This window comes from Profundibacter sp. (assembly GCF_965277155.1).
In the GTDB taxonomy this organism is placed as follows: domain Bacteria; phylum Pseudomonadota; class Alphaproteobacteria; order Rhodobacterales; family Rhodobacteraceae; genus Profundibacter.
Genome location: NZ_CBDIBV010000013.1, coordinates 414,163 through 431,356, shown reverse-complemented (window position 1 = coordinate 431,356; position 17,194 = coordinate 414,163). Strand labels below are relative to the sequence as shown.

Below are 17,194 nucleotides of genomic sequence, written 5' to 3'. Positions count from 1 at the left end.
GAACCAACATGGGAATTGTTCTGTATCTGATCCCGATTTCGCTGTTTCTGGGCGGGCTGGGTCTGTTGGCTTTTTTCTGGACTTTGAAGTCGAAACAATATGACGATCCGGATGGCGATGCCCACCGGATTCTAAGCGACGAATGGGATGATAAACCCCGTCCCTAAACGTGGGTGCTGGTGACGCTGCCCAAACCCTCAATCGTGATTGTGCAGCTTTGGCCACGGGTAATCGGGCCAACACCTGCGGGCGTGCCGGTATAGATCAGATCACCGGCGGCCAGCGTGACCAAGCCTGACAAAAAGGCGATCACATCGGCCACGGGCCAGATCATATCGGCAATATCCCCGTCCTGACGTGGTTGCCCGTCCACATGTGCGGTGATGCGCCCTTTGGTCGGGTGACCAATGCTGGAAACGGGGTGCAGCGGGCCGCAAACTGCGGAATTGTCAAACCCCTTGGCCATGTCCCACGGGCGGCGCATTTCCTTGGCTTTGGCCTGCATGTCGCGGCGGGTCAGGTCGTTGCCAACGCCATAGCCCCAGACGTGGCTTAGGGCATCCGCCACATTAATATCCGCTCCACCCGTGCCAATCGCGACAACCAGCTCGGCCTCGTGATGCAGGTTTTTGGTGTGCGGCGGGTAGGGCAGAGTTGCAGCGTCATCCACCACCGCATCGGCGGGTTTGGTGAAAAAGAACGGCGGCTCGCGGTTCGGGTCATGCCCCATCTCGCGGGCGTGTTCGGCATAGTTGCGGCCCACGCAAAAGATGCGGCGCACGGGAAAGCGCATTTCACTGTCGGCTATCGCAATGCTCGGGGTCGCGGGGGCGGGTAGGGCGAATTCAACCATTGCCGGGCACCTGTCAGGATGGCTCCATTGTCGAGCACGTGATATTGCGCGCTTGCAGGCGGCGGCAGGCCAGTTCGGCGGTTTCGCGGGTCATGCCAACGAAATTGGCATCAAATCCGGTGCTGCGACGCACGACTTTGCGCAAAGCTCCGTCCAATGTGGTCATTTCCTTGAGTGCGGTTTTCAACAGAACGCGCTCGGCCTTGTATTGCGAGTTAAAGCGCCCGATGTTGATTCCCCAAAGCCGCCCGCCGGATGTGGAAATACGGGTGACCACAACGGGTTCGGGCTGTGTTGCCGGCTGTGTCGCCAAAGCCGAGGCCAGAATAACCTTGGCGGGACGCGGCAACGGCGCCGAGGTAACAACATGGGCCGCAGCGGTTGCAGTGGCGACTGCGGCGGTCACTACAGGTTCTGCCGGCGCTTTGGGTGCTTCGGCAACGACGGTTTCGGTCACGACTGTTTTCGCCACTTCGGGTTTCGGCTCGGGTTTTGGCGGCTCGATGGCAGCTTCGGCAACAACGGTTTGTTGTGCTTCTGCCAATGCGCTTTCGATGTCGCTTTTCATAGCCACCAGCAATTCTTCGGGCGGGGCGATGGTTGGGCGCTGCGGTGGGCGCATGCTTTTGCTAACCGCAGTGACCAGACGAATGGTTTTGCCAGCGACGCCAGCGGTGTAACCACCGGTTGACGGGGCGACGGGGGTAGGTGCCGGTGTAGATGGCTTCCCAATGCCACGGTTGCCCATATAGGGAGGGCGCGCAGGCTTGCGCACGCGCACATTGGTCGGCGCACGGCGGAAACCCAGATCCAGCAATTCAGCGACTTTGGCGTTGCGGGTCGCGGTTGAGCGACCACCGAAAACGGTTGCGATGATACGTTCATTGCCACGACGGGCCGAGGCCACAAGGTTAAAGCCAGCCGCGCGGGTATAGCCGGTTTTGATCCCGTCGGCGCCGCGATAAGCGCCCAGCAGGCGGCGGTTGGTATTATAGACCTGCTTAATCCCCGCATCGGTAGTAATGCGCGAAAACAGGTTGTAATATTGTGGGTAATCATAGAACACATGCCGCCCCAGCGTGGTCATGTCGCGGGCCGTGGACAGGTGGCCAGAGGTGGTCAGCCCGTTCATGTTCTTGAAGGTTGTGCGGCTCATCCCCAAGGCTTTGGCGGTGCGGTTCATCCGGCGGGCAAAGGCCGCTTCGGACCCTGAAATGGCTTCACCAATCGCGGTTGCGGCATCATTGGCCGATTTCACAGCGGCGGCACGGATCAGGTAACGCAGTTTGATGCGCTGCCCCGCCCTAAGGCCCAGTTTGGATGGCGGCATTGAGGCGGCATGCTTGGAAATGCGCACCTTGGTATCAAGCGAGATTTCACCATGCTCGATTGCCTCGAAAGCGATGTAAAGCGTCATCATTTTGGTCAGCGATGCCGGATGCAGGCGCGTATCTGCATTGCGCGAATGCAGCACTTCGCCAGTGCGGGCATCAATCACAAAGGCCGCATAGGGTGCGGCCATACCTGTGAGCGGCGCAAGCACCATCGCACACAGCATTACTGTCAGGAATAGCCCATCGCGGACGTACTGCCCCAGACGTAGTCTTACGTCACTTACCATACTCTGCCTCATGTCGCCGGATTTTTCCGGTCAACTTGTTATTATTGCAGGCACTCTAGCACAGGGTGGATTCCTAGAAAACATCTTATTTTCAAATAGTTTTCAGGTGTTGTTCCGGTGAAATGGCCAGATGTTGTGGGAGGCGGTGTTGCGACCGCAAGATGTTTGCCGTTTGTGATTTGCAAAAATCTTTGGACTGTGGCTTTTGAGTCGAGGGTGCAAATCACGGCGGGCTATTGGGCCGGATCGGGAATTGCCCCTTTATCGGTAGTGTCGCGAGTTTGGTGGAAATTCGAGGACGGCGTAATCTCCGGGTGCATCGAAGCCACCCAACCGGCGGCTGGAACCGCCAAGGAGATCACGCCATGACAAAGAATACAGCAACATCGACATCCGCGCTACTGGCCAATGAAGCAGGCTATGACCCGATTGAAGACCGGCTGCGCCAGAACATCCGCGCGACGATCGAGGCGGTTTTCGAAGAGGAGCTGGAGCAGTTTCTGGGCCGTTGCCGGTATGGCCGCAGCGGCGGGGCAAAGGCCGGATACCGCCACGGGCATCGCGAGCGGCAACTGGTCGGAACATTTGGAACCGAAACGGTGCGCGTGCCGCGTGCGCGGATCACAGGCGAGGCCGGCAAGGCCAGAGAATGGCGCTCGAAGGCATTGCCCCGCTACCAGCGGCTGACGAAGAAGGCCGAGGCGCTGATCGCTGCTGTCTACCTTTCGGGCACCAACACACGGCGGGTAAAACGCGCCCTGTTCGGCCTGTTTCAGGGGGCGGTCAGCAAGGATGTGGTGAGCCGCGCCTGGCGCAAGGTGAAGGTGGACTGGCAGGCGTGGTGCGCCCGCAGCCTTGCGGATGAAGACATCGTGCGGCTGATCCTGGACGGCACCGTGATCAAAACGCGGATTGACAGGAAGGCCACCAATATCTCGGTTCTGGCCGCGATTGGCGTGCGCCGGGATGGGCAGAAGGTCTTGTTATCACTGATGAACATGGGCGGCGAAAGCACCTCCGCCTGGCGTCAGTTCATCAACGATCTGGATGCGCGCGGGTTGAAACGGCCCGAATTTGTCATCGTGGACGGGGCACCGGGACTTGAGGTCGCTCTCATTGCCCTCTGGGGTGAAGATCTGCCGATCCAGAGGTGCACGGTGCACAAGCACCGCAACCTTCTGGCCAAGGCACCCAAGCGTATGCATGATGAGTTGACAGAAGATTACCGCGACATGATCTACGCCAAAACACCCGAGGAAATCGCCACCCGCCGCAAGGCATTTCTGCGAAAATGGCGGCTGAAATGCAAGGCCGTCGCTGACAGCTTGGAAGAAGCAGGAGATAAGCTTTTCACCTTCACGCGTCTGCCACAAGGCCAGTGGAAATCGGCCAGAACGACAAATGCGATCGAACGCCTGAACGAGGAATTCCGCCGCCGCATCAAGACCCAGACCGTGCTGCCATGCGCCGAGACCGTGCCGATGCTGCTTTGGGCTCTGATGGCCTCGGGGCAGATCGTCATGCGAAAGGTCGATGGCTGGGAAACGCTCGCTCAGCCCGTCGCCGACGCAACCCTTGACCAAGCCGCCTGACCGGCGCATAACTCAACCCGCTCGGAGGTGCCTGAAATCAATTTCCACCACTTTCGAGACACAACCCCTTTATCCTGCCCGTCAGAGCGTTTATATATTGCCTTCGGAACCGATGATGGAAGCACCATTTTGACCTTGGCCAAAACATATCCTTTGCAGATGATGTCCGACAAGGACGGGGATGAAGATGGCGACACCGGCGTTGCCCTGAAAACCCGCCCCAAAACAGCGCGGCCACCTATGTATAAGGTGCTGATGCTGAATGACGATTACACGCCGATGGAATTTGTCACCTATGTTCTGGAACGGATTTTCGGGCTAAGTGGCGCGCAAGCGGTCGAAATCATGCTGACGGTGCATAAAAAGGGGCTGGCGGTGGTCGGTGTCTTTTCGCACGAGGTGGCCGAAACCAAGGTGGCGCAGGTGATGGACCTTGCGCGGCGCAACCAGCATCCGCTGCAATGCACGATGGAAAAGGAATAGGCTCGCTTTGGCCTGATCTGTCATGAAACATTCCCGATTAAATCTGATCCTTGATAGCGGTGCGTTGCAATTGCCCGATGATGGCGACATCGCCGTTTATGGCGCGGGGGCCGAGGATGATTTGTCAGCTCTGCCCAAGGAGCGCTGCGAGGTTATTCAGGGGTTCAAGCCCGACTATGATGCCCTAATCGCGCGCGGGTTCAAAGTGTCGGTGGCAGCCACGGGGCCTTATGCGGCGTCGGTGGTGAAGCTGGCCCGCTCCAAGGTGCAAACGCGGATGATGCTGGCCGAGGCCGTGGCGAAAACACCCGGCGGGCTGATCATTGTCGACGGGATGAAAACCGACGGGGCCGACGGGTTTTACAAGGAATGCCGCAAGCGGGTTGAAGTCAGTCAGGCGTTTTCCAAGGCGCATGGCAAACTGTTCTGGTTCACAGCCAAACCGGCGTTTGACGACTGGGCCGACAAGGGTCCGATCAAGCTGCCCAGCGGGTTTCAAACCGTGCCCGGGGTGTTTTCGGCGGAAAAGATTGATCGAGGGTCGCAGGCCTTGGTGGATGCGTTGCCCGCAAAGCTGCCCAAACGGCTGGCTGATCTGGGGGCCGGATGGGGGTTCCTGTCGCGCCACATATTAATGCGCGAAAAGGTGCGCGAACTGCATCTGGTCGAGGCCGATTTCAACGCGCTGGAATGTGCCCGTGTGAATGTCACGGATGAGCGCGCGCATTTCCATTGGGCCGATGCCACGCGGTTTACCCCTGAAAGGCCGTTTGACGGTATCATCAGCAACCCGCCCTTTCACACCAGCCGCAAGGCCGACCCCGAAATCGGACGCGCCTTTATCCATGCGGCAGCGGGAATGTTAACACCTTCGGGACAGATGTGGCTGGTGGCAAACCGGCACCTGCCCTATGAACGCACACTGGCCGGGACATTTCGCTTTGTCGATGAAATCGCCGGTGACAATTCCTTCAAAATCCTTCGGGCCACCAAGCCGCTGCGCGGCAAACGCCTGCGGGACTGAACCAGGAGCAACAAGATGTCTTTTTCAATTGCCGGAAAATCCGTAATCGTGACGGGGGCGGCCAACGGCGTTGGCCTGGCTATCGGGTTGCGGTTTGCTGATGCGGGCGCAAATGTGATGTTTGCCGATATGGACGAGGACCGCCTGGTTGCAGAACTGGGTGACAGGGCCGAAAAAGAAGAAAACATACAGTTTTTCGCCGGTGATTTACGACAGAAACTGACCATCGCCAACCTGCTGTCCGCCACGATTGATGCCTTTGACCGAGTGGATATTCTGATCAATGCCTCGCGACAGGTGGCCGTGTCCGATCCGCTGGACCCCGAGGCAGACGAAATGGAAGAGCTGCTGGAACAAAACCTGATGACCAGCCTGCGGCTTAGTCAGGCGGTGGCAAAACGGATGATTTGTCAGGCCGAGCGCGAGGAAAACGAAGAAGGGCCGGTGGGGGCGATCGTCAATCTGTCGTCGATTGCAGCGCAGCGGGCGCACCCGAAACTGCTGGCCTATTCGGTGTCGACAGCGGCGCTGAACCAGATGACACGATCCCTGGCCGTGGCGCTGGCGCCAGAACGGATACGGGTGAACGCGGTGGCTTTCGGTTCGGTGATGAGCGCCAGTTTGAAAAATACCCTGAAGGGGAATGAAGAATGCCGCGCCGATGTTGTGGCGCATACGCCACTGGGACGGATTGCAAAAGCCGAGGAAGTGGCCGAGGCGGTGCAGTTTCTGGCCTCGGAAGGTGCGGGTTTCATCACCGGGCAGATAATGATCGTTGATGGCGGGCGCACGTTGCTTGATTCAGTTGCCGCGCCGGCACATTAAACTGCGGCTGTTTTCTTACAAAGAAAACAAACGAAATCTTTTAAAGATTTCGGGGTGGTCAGCCCTGGTTCTTGGCAACGCAGGCCCTGACCACCAAATCCGATTGTCGTTTCAGAACGGCACGGCGGGATTTTAACTCGGCCAGCTTGCGGCGCTCAGCGGCCACATCAATTGCAACAGGGGCTTGTTTCGGGCTGGTTTGAGTTCCTGTGCAGAAATGGAAATTGGCGCTGGGGCTGGTACACAGTTGAAGGCCGATACTGACTTGTGGCCGGCTGTCCAATGCATATCCTCGATCAATATTGGCCTGCGTGGTTGCAATAAGGTCATCGACAGCCTGCAGGTTTTTTGTGCTGCGGTTGACACATTGTTCCAATGCTGTGCTGCACCCTGCCAGTGGAAGCAGTAGTGCCAGTAGATACCGTTTCATTGCCCTGCTCTGGTTTATCTGTCAGGCCAGTATAGACAGATCGCCCCCTCTGGCAAAACCAGTTCTTCATTTGCAGCGGTTGGGCTGGCCTGTCCGGCGAAAATCCGCTAGGCCGGATGGAAACAGGAGGCCCGAACAATGGACGACATGAAAGACCAGAAAGCCAAAGCAGCAACGTGGTTTCGCGATTTACGCGACCAGATTTGCGCCGCATTCGAGGCGCTGGAGGACACGCAAGGCGAGGGGCCGTTTTCCGATCAACCTGCCGGTCGTTTTGAAATATCTGACACAAAGCGTGATGCGGCGGATGGGTCTGACGCCGGTGGCGGCCTGATGTCGGTGATGCGCGGCGGGCGTGTATTTGAAAAGGTGGGGGTGAATATTTCCACCGTCTACGGCACGCTGGGCGAACGGGCTGTGGCGGCGATGGCGGGGCGAAAAGGGCTGGACGGGATGAAAGACGACCCGAGGTTCTGGGCCTCGGGTATTTCACTGGTGGCGCATATGCAAAACCCGCACTCGCCTGCTGTTCACATGAACACCCGCATGTTCTGGACCCCGCATGGCTGGTGGTTCGGCGGCGGGTCGGACCTGAACCCCTGCATTGAATATGCCGAGGATACGGCCGCCTTTCATGCGGTGCAAAAGCAGCAGTGCGACAAGCATGATCCGGACTATTATCCCCGTTTCAAGGCATGGGCGGACGAGTATTTCTATATCCCGCATCGCAATCGCGCCCGCGGGGTGGGTGGTATTTTTCTGGATGATCACAACACAGGTGATTGGGACGCCGATTTTGCCTTTATTCAGGATGTCGGGCTGGCATTTTTGATGGCGTTTTTGCCCGTCACCGAAAAGCGCCGCAACGCACCATGGACCGAGGCGGACAAAGACACCCAACTGGTGCATCGCGGACTCTATGCCGAATATAATCTGGGGGCTGACCCAGATAACTACTTCAAGTAACGCTTAACCCATTGTCTTAGCTGCAATAACTGAGCTGAAGGGTCACTGTTGTTGAAACGCCACTCGCATTCCTTCAAATATAGCCCAAATTGGGCCTTGGGGACACCGTTAAATCGGCGCATGTGGCGCTTGGCTTGGTTCCAGAAATTCTCGATGCCATTGATGTGGTTGTGACGGTCTGCAAAGAGCTTGGAATGGTTGATGCGAAAGTGGTGGAAGTCTGACACATCCAGCACATTATAACCGCGCCAACAATCGGAATAGACGATGGAATCCGGCACGACTTTGCGCTCTATGATCGGGATCAGAGTGGCGGATTTGGCGTCCGGGATGATCTTGGTGTAAACCTTCCCACCCCTTTTTAATATACCAAAAACGGGAATTTTACCTGCCGCACCACGCCCGCGTTTACCTTTGCGTTTGCCGCCAAAGTAGCTTTCGTCCACTTCTATTTCTCCGCCGAACATAGCTTGGCTTTCCGCCTCCAGCTCATAGGCGATTATCTCGCGCAGGCGTAGAAAATAAAACGCTGCGGTCTTGCGGTTTACACCACACAAACTGGCTGCTGTTCGTGCTGTCGATCCCGAAACAAAATGCTCCGTAAGACGGTCTTGCTTGTAGTGGCTCAGGCGACTCTTTCTCATGCTTCCCATCATAACCTCTTTTTAGGTTATCTGGGTCAGCCCCAAAAAGAATTAAGGGAAACCTAGCACGACTTATGGGAACCTCTAAAAATCCCCCAAAATCCGGCCTGACGGGGTAGAATCGTCATCAGGATGAAAATGATTCGACCGACGGGGTTTTGTCATGGGTCAGATGGGATTTTTTGATCTTTCCAGCCGATACGCGGGACTGGACAAATCTGGTGATCCGCTGGTGTTGCTCAACGACATGGTGCCGTTCGAGGATTACCGGGACGAGCTGAAGGCCATATGGCGCACGCCGCCCGAACAGCGCAAATCCAACGCTGGCCGCCCGCCTTGGGATGAGGTGCTGATATTCAAGACGATGGTTTTGCAGCAGCTCTACAACCTCTCTGACGATCAGATCGAGTATCAGATCCGCGACCGCCTGTCGTTCATGCGGTTTCTCGGCCTTGGCATTGAAGACAGCGTACCTGACGCCAAGACCATCTGGGCCTACCGTGAAAGGCTGGCCGGGGCCGGGAAGATGAAGGAGCTGTTTGACAAGTTCGATGCCTTTCTGCGCGAAAAGGGCTATCTGGCGATGGGCGGGCAGATTGTTGATGCGAGCATCGTTCCGGCGCCGCGCCAGCACAACAAAAGGGACGAGAACGAGAAAATCAAGGCGGGCGAAACGCCTGAAGAGTGGGAGGAAAAACCCCACAAGAAGCGCCAGAAGGACGTGGATGCGCGCTGGACGAAGAAGCACGGCAAGAGCTATTACGGCTACAAGAACCACATCAATGTCGACCGGCGGCACAAATTCATCCGCGCTTATGATGTCACCGATGCCGCCGTGCATGACAGCCAGGCGCTTGCCGGTCTGATTGATGCGAGCAACACCTCATCGGACCTGTGGGCCGACAGCGCCTATCGCTCGCAAAAGATCGAAAGCGAGCTGGAAGAGCGGGGGCTTCACAGCCATATCCATCACAAGGGCAGGCGCGGCAAGCCGCTTGGCGAGCGCCAGCAAAAGGCCAACCGGAGGCGCTCGAAAGTGCGGGTCCGGGTCGAGCATGTATTCGCTTTTCAGGAGCGCTCCATGGGCGGCAAGCTGATCCGCTCCATCGGCCTGAAGCGGGCGCGATTTCGCATCGGGATGATGAACCTGGTCTACAACATGAAGCGCTTCGTCCAGTTCGAATGCGGCCTGGCGGCGCCGGGATAAGGGTTCATGGGGTGAGGTGTGCCTGAAATACCCAAAACCGGCTTGAAACCGGTGAAAATGGGTTTATGATCCGAAGCAATCAGGCGGGACAGGCGAAAAACCGTCCACCCCGCCGCGAAGAAGGCGAAAACGGGAATTTACAGAGGTTCCCTATGGTTAACCGTAATCGGATAAGCTGAATCTTGGGAACCTCTAAAAATCCCCCAAAATCCGGCCTGACGGGGTAGAATCGTCATCAGGATGAAAATGATTCGACCGACGGGGTTTTGTCATGGGTCAGATGGGATTTTTTGATCTTTCCAGCCGATACGCGGGACTGGACAAATCTGGTGATCCGCTGGTGTTGCTCAACGACATGGTGCCGTTCGAGGATTACCGGGACGAGCTGAAGGCCATATGGCGCACGCCGCCCGAACAGCGCAAATCCAACGCTGGCCGCCCGCCTTGGGATGAGGTGCTGATATTCAAGACGATGGTTTTGCAGCAGCTCTACAACCTCTCTGACGATCAGATCGAGTATCAGATCCGCGACCGCCTGTCGTTCATGCGGTTTCTCGGCCTTGGCATTGAAGACAGCGTACCTGACGCCAAGACCATCTGGGCCTACCGTGAAAGGCTGGCCGGGGCCGGGAAGATGAAGGAGCTGTTTGACAAGTTCGATGCCTTTCTGCGCGAAAAGGGCTATCTGGCGATGGGCGGGCAGATTGTTGATGCGAGCATCGTTCCGGCGCCGCGCCAGCACAACAAAAGGGACGAGAACGAGAAAATCAAGGCGGGCGAAACGCCTGAAGAGTGGGAGGAAAAACCCCACAAGAAGCGCCAGAAGGACGTGGATGCGCGCTGGACGAAGAAGCACGGCAAGAGCTATTACGGCTACAAGAACCACATCAATGTCGACCGGCGGCACAAATTCATCCGCGCTTATGATGTCACCGATGCCGCCGTGCATGACAGCCAGGCGCTTGCCGGTCTGATTGATGCGAGCAACACCTCATCGGACCTGTGGGCCGACAGCGCCTATCGCTCGCAAAAGATCGAAAGCGAGCTGGAAGAGCGGGGGCTTCACAGCCATATCCATCACAAGGGCAGGCGCGGCAAGCCGCTTGGCGAGCGCCAGCAAAAGGCCAACCGGAGGCGCTCGAAAGTGCGGGTCCGGGTCGAGCATGTATTCGCTTTTCAGGAGCGCTCCATGGGCGGCAAGCTGATCCGCTCCATCGGCCTGAAGCGGGCGCGATTTCGCATCGGGATGATGAACCTGGTCTACAACATGAAGCGCTTCGTCCAGTTCGAATGCGGCCTGGCGGCGCCGGGATAAGGGTTCATGGGGTGAGGTGTGCCTGAAATACCCAAAACCGGCTTGAAACCGGTGAAAATGGGTTTATGATCCGAAGCAATCAGGCGGGACAGGCGAAAAACCGTCCACCCCGCCGCGAAGAAGGCGAAAACGGGAATTTACAGAGGTTCCCTCTATTATATCCACGGCGGCGGTTATATTGTCGGTAGCCCTGAAACCCATAAAAATATGCTGGCGGCCCTGTCGCGGCTTAGTGGAATACAGGCCTGCCTGATTGATTACCGCCTTGCTCCGGAGCACGCATTTCCGTCGGCGGTTGACGATGCTCTGGCGGGGTATATGGCCCTGCTGGATCGTGGTTATGCGCCGGAAAATATTATCATCGGCGGCGATAGTGCCGGTGGCGGGGCGGCGTTGGTGCTGCTGTCAGAGCTGTGCAAACGCGGGATTGCACCGCGTGCTGCCTTTGCCCTGTCACCGTGGACGGATTTGACGTTAAGCGGAGAGAGCCTGCGTTCAAATGCGAAAACCGAAGCGATGTTGCCGGTCGAGCGGATAGATGAACTGCGCGATATGTATCTGCAAGGGGCCGATCCGGCGGACCTTCGTGCCTCGCCCTTGTTTGCGGATTTTCCCGACTGCCCGCCGGTGCTGATGCAGGCGTCAGACAGCGAGATTTTGCTGGACGATACATGCCGTATGGAGGCGGTTCTCAAGGCACAGGGTGTGGAGGTGGAAACTTATATCTGGTCCGGCCTGCCCCACGTCTGGCAGATATTCCACGGCTGGCTGCCCGATGCGGATCTGGCGCTTTTGCAGGTGGCACAGTTCATCAAGGCACGGTTCCGGACCTGATCCGGAACCTGCTGTCATTCAGATCGGACAGGCCCCGATCAGGTCCGGGCAGTGCAGGTCAAACCTCTTTTGTCGCGCTAAGGCGAAAGCTGACGGCCTCGGCCACATGCGGTTTGCGCACGTCTGCTTCGCCTTCCAGATCGGCGATGGTGCGGGCCACGCGCAGCACGCGGTGATAGCCACGGGCCGATAGGCCGAACCGCTCGGCAACCTTCAGCAATAGCGCGCGGCCCTCCTCATCGGGCGTGGCGATTTCTTCCAGCATTGCGCCCTCTGCATCGGCGTTTACCCGCATGTCGCCGTGCCCCTCAAAGCGGGCCTCTTGCAGGGCGCGGGCACCTGCAATCCGTGCGGCCATGTCGGCGGAACTGTCGCCGGTTTCGGGCAGGTTCAGATCGGAAAACGCCACCGGCGGCACATCGATTCGCAGATCGAAACGGTCCATCAGCGGGCCGGAAATGCGGCCCAGATATTCCTCACCGCAAATCGGCACGCGGGCGCAGGCGCGGGTGGGATCGGTCAGGTAGCCGCATTTGCAGGGGTTGGCTGCGGCCACCAGCATGAACCGGCAGGGGTAGCGGATATGGGCATTGGCGCGTGCCACCACCACTTCGCCGGTTTCAATCGGCTGGCGCAGGGTTTCCAGCACGGCGCGGTTATATTCGGGGAATTCGTCCATGAACAAAACCCCGTTGTGAGCCAGTGATATTTCCCCCGGTTTCGCCCCGCGCCCGCCACCGACGATGGCCGCCATGGACGCGGTGTGGTGCGGTTCGCGAAAGGGGCGTTCGCGCGAAATTCCGCCTTCGTCCAGCAGGCCGGACAGGGAATGGATCATCGAGGTTTCAAGCGCCTCGGCCGCACTAAGCGGTGGCAGGATACCGGGCAGGCGAGCTGCGAGCATGGATTTTCCCGAGCCGGGTGAGCCGGTCATCAGTACATGGTGACGTCCTGCGGCGGCAATTTCCAAGGCCCGTTTGGCGCGTTCCTGCCCTTTGACATCGCGCATGTCGCGGCTGTGGTTTTCACGCTGCACTTCGCCCGCCACGGCGGGGGATAGTGGCGATTGACCGGTATAGTGGCGCACCACGTCGGCCAGTGAATTAGCCGCCAGCACTTGGGTTGCGCCGACCCATGCGGCCTCGGCTCCGCAGGCCTTGGGGCACAAAAGTGCGCGATCATGTTCGGCGGCGGCCATCGCGGCGGGCAGGGCGCCGATCACCTGAATGAGCGAGCCATCAAGCGACAATTCCCCAAGAGCCACGGTGTTTTCGACGTCCTCGGAGGGAATGATTTCCAGCGCCGCCAGCAGGGCCAATGCGATTGGCAGGTCGAAATGCGACCCCACCTTTAGCACATCGGCCGGGGACAGGTTTATGGTGATCCGTTTCGAGGGCAGCGCGATCGACATCGCGGTCATCGCGGCGCGCACCCGTTCGCGGGCTTCGGAAACCGCCTTGTCCGGCAGGCCGACGATGGCAAAGGACGGCAGGCCCGCAGTGATGGCGCATTGCACCTCGACCATGCGGGCCTCGATCCCTTCGAACGCCACCGTATAGGCGTGTGCTACCATTTAACCGCTCCCGCTATTAACCATTGGGTCATGGTTAACGCGGGAATGGTTTACAAAGGGTAAACAGGGCCGAAATCAGGTTAAGGATTGCGGCCAATCGCGGGTGGGCAGGTCCAGCGCATAAGGAACCGGATCGTAGGACACCTTTAGCCCTTCGACACGCCATTGCCGGAAAGCAGTGTCTTGCAGATGGGTGGTGACATAGGCTGCGGATGTTTCATCAACCGGCAGGGCGTATCCGGTAATGCGGGCGGCAACAGGGGCATAGAACACATCGGCCAGCGAATATTCCCCGAACAGCCATGGTCCATCCGCACCGTGGCGGCTGCGGGCCAGCGCCCAGATTTCCTGCAAACGGGTCAGGTCGGCCTGCACCGCATCGGATACGGCAAAGCCGTCATATTGGTGCAGCAGTTGCATCGGGCATTCGCTGCGCAGGGTCATGAAGCCCGAATGCATTTCCGCCACCAGCCACCGCGCTAAGGCACGGGCGGCAGGATCGGTTGGCCAGAGGCCTGCGTCGGGATGACGTTCAGCCAGAGTTTCGGCCATCGCCAAGGTATCGCCAACGGCAATGCCGTCAGGCGTGCGCATCGCGGGGACATATCGGGCCGGAGCCAGTTCGGCCAGATCCTGCTTCAGGGTGCCGGAATACAGACCGGCCATATGGGTGCGGTAGGGGATGTTGAACTTCTCGAACATCAGCCAGCCACGCAGCGACCAGCTGGAAAATGTGCGGTCGCCGATATAAAGATCGTAGGTCATTGCGATAGGTTAGCGCGGCGTGGCGGCTTTGCCTAATTTAGATTTGTGACGGGGGCATCACGAAATTTGATGGCACGGATTTGCCAGAGCGCGCGCGGGTGGTGTAAAGAACGGCATGGGATTTGGATTGATGAAACGGATTTTGATCGGGGCTTTGCTGGTTTTGGCAATCGTTGGCGGGGCTGCGGCGCAAAGCAATCTGCAGGTGTATGCGCCGGTTTATGGCCGCTGGTGCGGGCCGAACCATCCGGTGGACATGTCGCGCGCGGGGCCGCCGGTGGATATGCTGGATGCGGCCTGTATGCGGCATGATTACTGCGTGGCCGCGCAGGGTGAATATAACTGCGGTTGTGATGTGTCCTTTCTGAACGAGTTGCGCGGCACCCGCTGGCCAAACCCGTTGATGCAGCGAAATGCACGGGCGATTTATGATGCGATTGCACTGGTGCCTTGCAGCAGTCCCGACGGGACCACATTGAAACAGACGATGTTTGCGGTGGACCTGTTTTACGACGTGATCAGCGGCAACGGCACACCGATGGAGGTGATGGACCGCTGGCGGACGCTGTTTTTCGGGTATTGACGGGGCAGGGGCAAGACCCTGTTGTGCCCTTTGTTCAGGTCTCTGTGAAACGCTTCCCCTAACCTTTCGCACCCGTCATTTTGTAAAAATAACAGCGCCCGACCTCCCCACGGATGGCGCTTTGCAAGGTTGCAAAGGGTCGATATGTCTGGGTTTGCGCAGGCCTTCTGACAAGCGGAGCAAATTGCACCATGCGCCCTCCAGGCCGGGCACCGCCATTTGCGCGTTGGTTCAGAGTTGCTATGGCCACATGCCAGGTTGCGTCAGGGAATGCGGTTTATTTCACCTGCCTGCCATTTGTCACCATCCCACCGCAGGCGGGTAACCGACAGGTTGTCGATTTTATGCGAGACCGCCTGATAGGCAGAAATCCCCAGCGCCCGCTGCACCTGTGTCAGGATTACACCGAAATGGGCCACAGCGATGATATGGCGGCCCTGATATTGGCGGGCCATTTCATCGACAAAGGGGGTGATGCGGGCGGCGGCCATGTTCCAGCTTTCACCGTTGGGCGGGGCAACATCGCCCGGTGTTTCCCAATAGGCGCGGCTTAGGGCTGGATCACGGGCGGTGACCTGATCAAAGGTCAGGCCGTCCCAGTCACCGAAATCGAGTTCCCGCAAGGCAGGTGCATGAGGCAGACGGGTGCGATTGCCCGCAATGGCATCGGCTGTCGCAATGCTGCGGGACAGGTCCGAGGAGACCAGCAACGCATCCTCGGGCAGGTGGGCATTCAGACGGGCGATTCGCGCGGTGTCGGACAGATCGGCGGGCACATCGCGCCAGCCGACAAAGGATTTTTCATGCGTTGGCCCGTGACGCACCCACCACCAGGTTGTCATTCCAGCGCCTGGGGCAGGGTGCCTTTCAGCACCATCGGCAGACCCGCGATGACGGTGACGGCAAGGTCTGCTTGTGCGGCAAGGTGTTGGTTCAGGCGCCCTTGGGCCTCGCGGAATTTGCGCGACAGGGCGTTGTCGGGAACTACTCCGGCGCCGACTTCGTTGCTGACGATCACCACGGGGACGGGACAGTTTTCGAGGGCTTTCAATAGGTCGGACTCGGCCTGCTCCAGATCGGTTTTCGCCAGCATATGGTTGGTCAGCCACAACGTGGCACAGTCGATCAGCACCGCATGGTCAGCCGGAACCTGTTGCAGGGCGGCGGGAATATCCAGCGGGGCCTCGATCGTCGTCCAGCCGCTGCCGCGCATGTCCTTGTGGCGGGCGATTTTGGCACGCATTTCATCGTCAAAAGCCTGTGCGGTGGCGATATAGGAACGAGCGCGCATGGAGGATGTGACAAGCCTTTCGGCAAAGGCGGATTTGCCGGAAGCAGCGGCACCGATGATCAGGGTCAGCTTGGGCAACATGCGGGGTATCCTTTTAAGGTGTTGCCAATGACTAGCAAGGGGCGGTGTCGATGGCCAGAGGGGATATGCATTGTTCCGCCCGGCTTGCCCAGGCAGCGCCCGACCCTCCCCACGGGAGGGCGCTTTGCAGCATTGCAGTCAGTATCAATGCGGGTGATTGTAATACCGGCATGCATCAAATTCCCCTTGGTGCGCCCACCCAGGGTCGGGCGCTGCCCTTTTGTTGTGTCCGGATTTGACCCATTGGCATTTTTGCCGAACATCGGCAGAGTAAGAGAATGAAACATTTTATCTTTGCGATTGCCGCGCTGGTTGCGGTTTGTGCCGATGCCGGGGAAATTTCGGTGGATGGATTGGATTCCCTGCCGCCTGCCGATGTCTATGTTTTGGGCGAGGTGCATGACAATCCGCTGCACCATCTTGGGCAGGCGCGGGCAATTCGGGCGGTTAAGCCCAAGGCGGTGGTGTTCGAGATGCTATCCCCCGAACAGGCGGCAAGGATCACGCCGGACCTGTTGCAGGATCAGGCTGCGCTGGAATGGGAACAATCAGGCTGGCCCGATTTCGCGATCTACTGGCCGGTGTTTGCCGCGTTGGGGCAGGCAAGAGTTTATGGCGCGGCAAGGCCACGGTCCGAGGCTCGCCGTGCGTTCAAGGAAGGGGCGGCGGCTGTGTTCGGGGCGGGATACGGGCTGGATCAGCCTTTGCCAAAAGCGCAACTTGAGCAACGCAAGCAGGAACAGTTCGCCGATCATTGCGAGGCGATGCCGCTGGAATTGATGGGCGGCATGGTCGAGGCGCAGCGGTTTCGTGACGCGGCCTTTGCCGATACGGTGATGCAGGCCTATCGCGATACGGGCGGGCCGGTGGTGCTGATCACCGGAAATGGACATGCGCGCAAGGATTGGGGGGTGCCTTCGATGCTGGAAGGGGTCAAGGTGCTTGTGGTCGGCTTTGTGGAAGAGCCGGCCGAAGCCGAGGAGCCTTTTGATTATTGGGTGGTGACAAAACCGGCCGAACGCGAAGACCCGTGTCTGGCATTCAAATAGCGGCTGGCGCTCATCGCTTCCTTGCGGGCGCTCTTCGCGAGGAGAGCCGTCAGGCTCG

At 58.6% G+C, this 17,194-nt stretch carries 20 protein-coding genes; 12 read left to right on the top strand and 8 right to left on the bottom strand.

The window, feature by feature from the left end:
• Positions 1-8: 8 nt before the first annotated feature.
• Positions 9-167, top strand: coding sequence for a cbb3-type cytochrome oxidase assembly protein CcoS (gene ccoS, locus ACQY4M_RS17335; RefSeq protein ID WP_428546726.1), 159 nt, complete (start codon positions 9-11; stop codon positions 165-167).
• Here the strand turns inward: ccoS and ACQY4M_RS17330 are convergent.
• A complete protein-coding gene (locus tag ACQY4M_RS17330; RefSeq protein WP_428546723.1) occupies positions 164-853 on the bottom strand; it encodes a fumarylacetoacetate hydrolase family protein in 690 nt (229 codons plus the stop codon). The two genes, ccoS and ACQY4M_RS17330, sit on opposite strands and share 4 nt — an antisense overlap.
• A gap of 13 nt (positions 854-866) precedes the next feature.
• Entirely contained in the window at positions 867-2,474 is a 1,608-nt protein-coding gene (locus ACQY4M_RS17325; RefSeq protein WP_428546720.1) for a D-alanyl-D-alanine carboxypeptidase family protein, read from the bottom strand.
• 365 nt (positions 2,475-2,839) lie between these two features.
• Between ACQY4M_RS17325 and ACQY4M_RS17320 the strand changes: the two genes are divergently transcribed.
• From ACQY4M_RS17320 to ACQY4M_RS17305, 4 genes are all read left to right on the top strand, one after another.
• On the top strand, positions 2,840-4,066 hold the full coding sequence (locus tag ACQY4M_RS17320) for an IS256 family transposase (RefSeq protein ID WP_428539582.1): 1,227 nt from the start codon (positions 2,840-2,842) through the stop codon (positions 4,064-4,066).
• 162 nt (positions 4,067-4,228) lie between these two features.
• Complete coding sequence (gene clpS / locus ACQY4M_RS17315) at positions 4,229-4,549, top strand: ATP-dependent Clp protease adapter ClpS (RefSeq protein ID WP_118944493.1); 321 nt, start codon at positions 4,229-4,231, stop codon at positions 4,547-4,549.
• 22 nt (positions 4,550-4,571) lie between these two features.
• A complete protein-coding gene (locus tag ACQY4M_RS17310; protein ID WP_428546717.1) occupies positions 4,572-5,573 on the top strand; it encodes a class I SAM-dependent methyltransferase in 1,002 nt (333 codons plus the stop codon).
• 15 nt (positions 5,574-5,588) lie between these two features.
• Positions 5,589-6,398 (top strand): SDR family NAD(P)-dependent oxidoreductase, encoded by an 810-nt coding sequence (locus ACQY4M_RS17305; protein WP_428546714.1) that lies wholly within the window; start codon positions 5,589-5,591, stop codon positions 6,396-6,398.
• A 58-nt stretch (positions 6,399-6,456) separates the two neighbouring features.
• On the opposite strand, the gene ACQY4M_RS17300 is transcribed toward ACQY4M_RS17305, so the two are convergent.
• Positions 6,457-6,828, bottom strand: a complete 372-nt coding sequence (locus tag ACQY4M_RS17300; protein WP_428546711.1) for a hypothetical protein — start codon at positions 6,826-6,828, stop codon at positions 6,457-6,459.
• Between the two features lie 138 nt (positions 6,829-6,966).
• Between ACQY4M_RS17300 and hemF the strand changes: the two genes are divergently transcribed.
• Entirely contained in the window at positions 6,967-7,794 is an 828-nt protein-coding gene (hemF, locus tag ACQY4M_RS17295) for an oxygen-dependent coproporphyrinogen oxidase (protein ID WP_428546708.1), read from the top strand.
• Here hemF and ACQY4M_RS17290 read toward each other — a convergent pair.
• Complete coding sequence (locus ACQY4M_RS17290) at positions 7,782-8,438, bottom strand: IS1595 family transposase (RefSeq protein WP_428539609.1); 657 nt, start codon at positions 8,436-8,438, stop codon at positions 7,782-7,784. The genes hemF and ACQY4M_RS17290 overlap by 13 nt on opposite strands.
• A gap of 163 nt (positions 8,439-8,601) precedes the next feature.
• Between ACQY4M_RS17290 and ACQY4M_RS17285 the strand changes: the two genes are divergently transcribed.
• From ACQY4M_RS17285 to ACQY4M_RS17270, 4 genes are all read left to right on the top strand, one after another.
• Positions 8,602-9,645, top strand: a complete 1,044-nt coding sequence (locus ACQY4M_RS17285; protein ID WP_428539227.1) for an IS5 family transposase — start codon at positions 8,602-8,604, stop codon at positions 9,643-9,645.
• Between the two features lie 271 nt (positions 9,646-9,916).
• A complete protein-coding gene (locus ACQY4M_RS17280) occupies positions 9,917-10,960 on the top strand; it encodes an IS5 family transposase (protein ID WP_428539227.1) in 1,044 nt (347 codons plus the stop codon).
• 65 nt (positions 10,961-11,025) lie between these two features.
• A complete protein-coding gene (locus tag ACQY4M_RS17275) occupies positions 11,026-11,148 on the top strand; it encodes a hypothetical protein (RefSeq protein ID WP_428546705.1) in 123 nt (40 codons plus the stop codon).
• A 19-nt stretch (positions 11,149-11,167) separates the two neighbouring features.
• The gene (locus ACQY4M_RS17270; protein ID WP_428546702.1) at positions 11,168-11,794 is read left to right on the top strand and encodes an alpha/beta hydrolase fold domain-containing protein; all 627 of its coding nucleotides are present in this window, start codon (positions 11,168-11,170) and stop codon (positions 11,792-11,794) included.
• 58 nt (positions 11,795-11,852) lie between these two features.
• Here the strand turns inward: ACQY4M_RS17270 and ACQY4M_RS17265 are convergent, their stop codons facing one another.
• Entirely contained in the window at positions 11,853-13,367 is a 1,515-nt protein-coding gene (locus ACQY4M_RS17265) for a YifB family Mg chelatase-like AAA ATPase (protein WP_428546699.1), read from the bottom strand.
• A gap of 75 nt (positions 13,368-13,442) precedes the next feature.
• Complete coding sequence (locus tag ACQY4M_RS17260) at positions 13,443-14,132, bottom strand: glutathione S-transferase (protein ID WP_428546696.1); 690 nt, start codon at positions 14,130-14,132, stop codon at positions 13,443-13,445.
• A gap of 130 nt (positions 14,133-14,262) precedes the next feature.
• On the opposite strand from ACQY4M_RS17260, the gene ACQY4M_RS17255 reads away from it, so the two are divergent.
• Positions 14,263-14,715, top strand: coding sequence for a hypothetical protein (locus ACQY4M_RS17255; RefSeq protein ID WP_428546693.1), 453 nt, complete (start codon positions 14,263-14,265; stop codon positions 14,713-14,715).
• Positions 14,716-14,978: 263 nt separating this feature from the next.
• Here the strand turns inward: ACQY4M_RS17255 and ACQY4M_RS17250 are convergent, their stop codons facing one another.
• Together ACQY4M_RS17250 and cobU are read right to left on the bottom strand one after the other, a co-directional pair.
• The gene (locus tag ACQY4M_RS17250; protein ID WP_428546690.1) at positions 14,979-15,557 is read right to left on the bottom strand and encodes a histidine phosphatase family protein; all 579 of its coding nucleotides are present in this window, start codon (positions 15,555-15,557) and stop codon (positions 14,979-14,981) included.
• Positions 15,554-16,087, bottom strand: coding sequence for a bifunctional adenosylcobinamide kinase/adenosylcobinamide-phosphate guanylyltransferase (cobU, locus tag ACQY4M_RS17245; RefSeq protein WP_428546687.1), 534 nt, complete (start codon positions 16,085-16,087; stop codon positions 15,554-15,556). The genes ACQY4M_RS17250 and cobU overlap by 4 nt, the downstream gene beginning before the upstream one ends.
• A gap of 278 nt (positions 16,088-16,365) precedes the next feature.
• Between cobU and ACQY4M_RS17240 the strand changes: the two genes are divergently transcribed.
• Positions 16,366-17,136, top strand: coding sequence for a ChaN family lipoprotein (locus ACQY4M_RS17240; protein ID WP_428546684.1), 771 nt, complete (start codon positions 16,366-16,368; stop codon positions 17,134-17,136).
• The last annotated feature ends 58 nt before the right edge of the window (positions 17,137-17,194 follow it).

What these genes read in the sequence shown, in the direction of transcription:
- ACQY4M_RS17320 (WP_428539582.1), top strand. Translation starts at nt 2,840, where the DNA reads ATGACAAAGAATACAGCAACATCGACATCCGCGCTACTGGCCAATGAA.
- ACQY4M_RS17305 (WP_428546714.1), top strand. Translation starts at nt 5,589, where the DNA reads ATGTCTTTTTCAATTGCCGGAAAATCCGTAATCGTGACGGGGGCGGCC.
- ACQY4M_RS17270 (WP_428546702.1), top strand. Translation starts at nt 11,168, where the DNA reads ATGCTGGCGGCCCTGTCGCGGCTTAGTGGAATACAGGCCTGCCTGATT.
- ACQY4M_RS17290 (WP_428539609.1), bottom strand. Translation starts at nt 8,438, where the DNA reads ATGAGAAAGAGTCGCCTGAGCCACTACAAGCAAGACCGTCTTACGGAG.
- ACQY4M_RS17325 (WP_428546720.1), bottom strand. Translation starts at nt 2,474, where the DNA reads ATGGTAAGTGACGTAAGACTACGTCTGGGGCAGTACGTCCGCGATGGG.
- ACQY4M_RS17255 (WP_428546693.1), top strand. Translation starts at nt 14,263, where the DNA reads ATGAAACGGATTTTGATCGGGGCTTTGCTGGTTTTGGCAATCGTTGGC.
- ACQY4M_RS17300 (WP_428546711.1), bottom strand. Translation starts at nt 6,828, where the DNA reads ATGAAACGGTATCTACTGGCACTACTGCTTCCACTGGCAGGGTGCAGC.
- cobU (WP_428546687.1), bottom strand. Translation starts at nt 16,087, where the DNA reads ATGTTGCCCAAGCTGACCCTGATCATCGGTGCCGCTGCTTCCGGCAAA.
- ACQY4M_RS17250 (WP_428546690.1), bottom strand. Translation starts at nt 15,557, where the DNA reads ATGACAACCTGGTGGTGGGTGCGTCACGGGCCAACGCATGAAAAATCC.
- ACQY4M_RS17265 (WP_428546699.1), bottom strand. Translation starts at nt 13,367, where the DNA reads ATGGTAGCACACGCCTATACGGTGGCGTTCGAAGGGATCGAGGCCCGC.
- clpS (WP_118944493.1), top strand. Translation starts at nt 4,229, where the DNA reads ATGTCCGACAAGGACGGGGATGAAGATGGCGACACCGGCGTTGCCCTG.
- ACQY4M_RS17285 (WP_428539227.1), top strand. Translation starts at nt 8,602, where the DNA reads ATGGGTCAGATGGGATTTTTTGATCTTTCCAGCCGATACGCGGGACTG.
- hemF (WP_428546708.1), top strand. Translation starts at nt 6,967, where the DNA reads ATGGACGACATGAAAGACCAGAAAGCCAAAGCAGCAACGTGGTTTCGC.
- ACQY4M_RS17330 (WP_428546723.1), bottom strand. Translation starts at nt 853, where the DNA reads ATGGTTGAATTCGCCCTACCCGCCCCCGCGACCCCGAGCATTGCGATA.
- ACQY4M_RS17280 (WP_428539227.1), top strand. Translation starts at nt 9,917, where the DNA reads ATGGGTCAGATGGGATTTTTTGATCTTTCCAGCCGATACGCGGGACTG.
- ACQY4M_RS17240 (WP_428546684.1), top strand. Translation starts at nt 16,366, where the DNA reads ATGAAACATTTTATCTTTGCGATTGCCGCGCTGGTTGCGGTTTGTGCC.
- ACQY4M_RS17260 (WP_428546696.1), bottom strand. Translation starts at nt 14,132, where the DNA reads ATGACCTACGATCTTTATATCGGCGACCGCACATTTTCCAGCTGGTCG.
- ACQY4M_RS17275 (WP_428546705.1), top strand. Translation starts at nt 11,026, where the DNA reads ATGATCCGAAGCAATCAGGCGGGACAGGCGAAAAACCGTCCACCCCGC.
- ccoS (WP_428546726.1), top strand. Translation starts at nt 9, where the DNA reads ATGGGAATTGTTCTGTATCTGATCCCGATTTCGCTGTTTCTGGGCGGG.
- ACQY4M_RS17310 (WP_428546717.1), top strand. Translation starts at nt 4,572, where the DNA reads ATGAAACATTCCCGATTAAATCTGATCCTTGATAGCGGTGCGTTGCAA.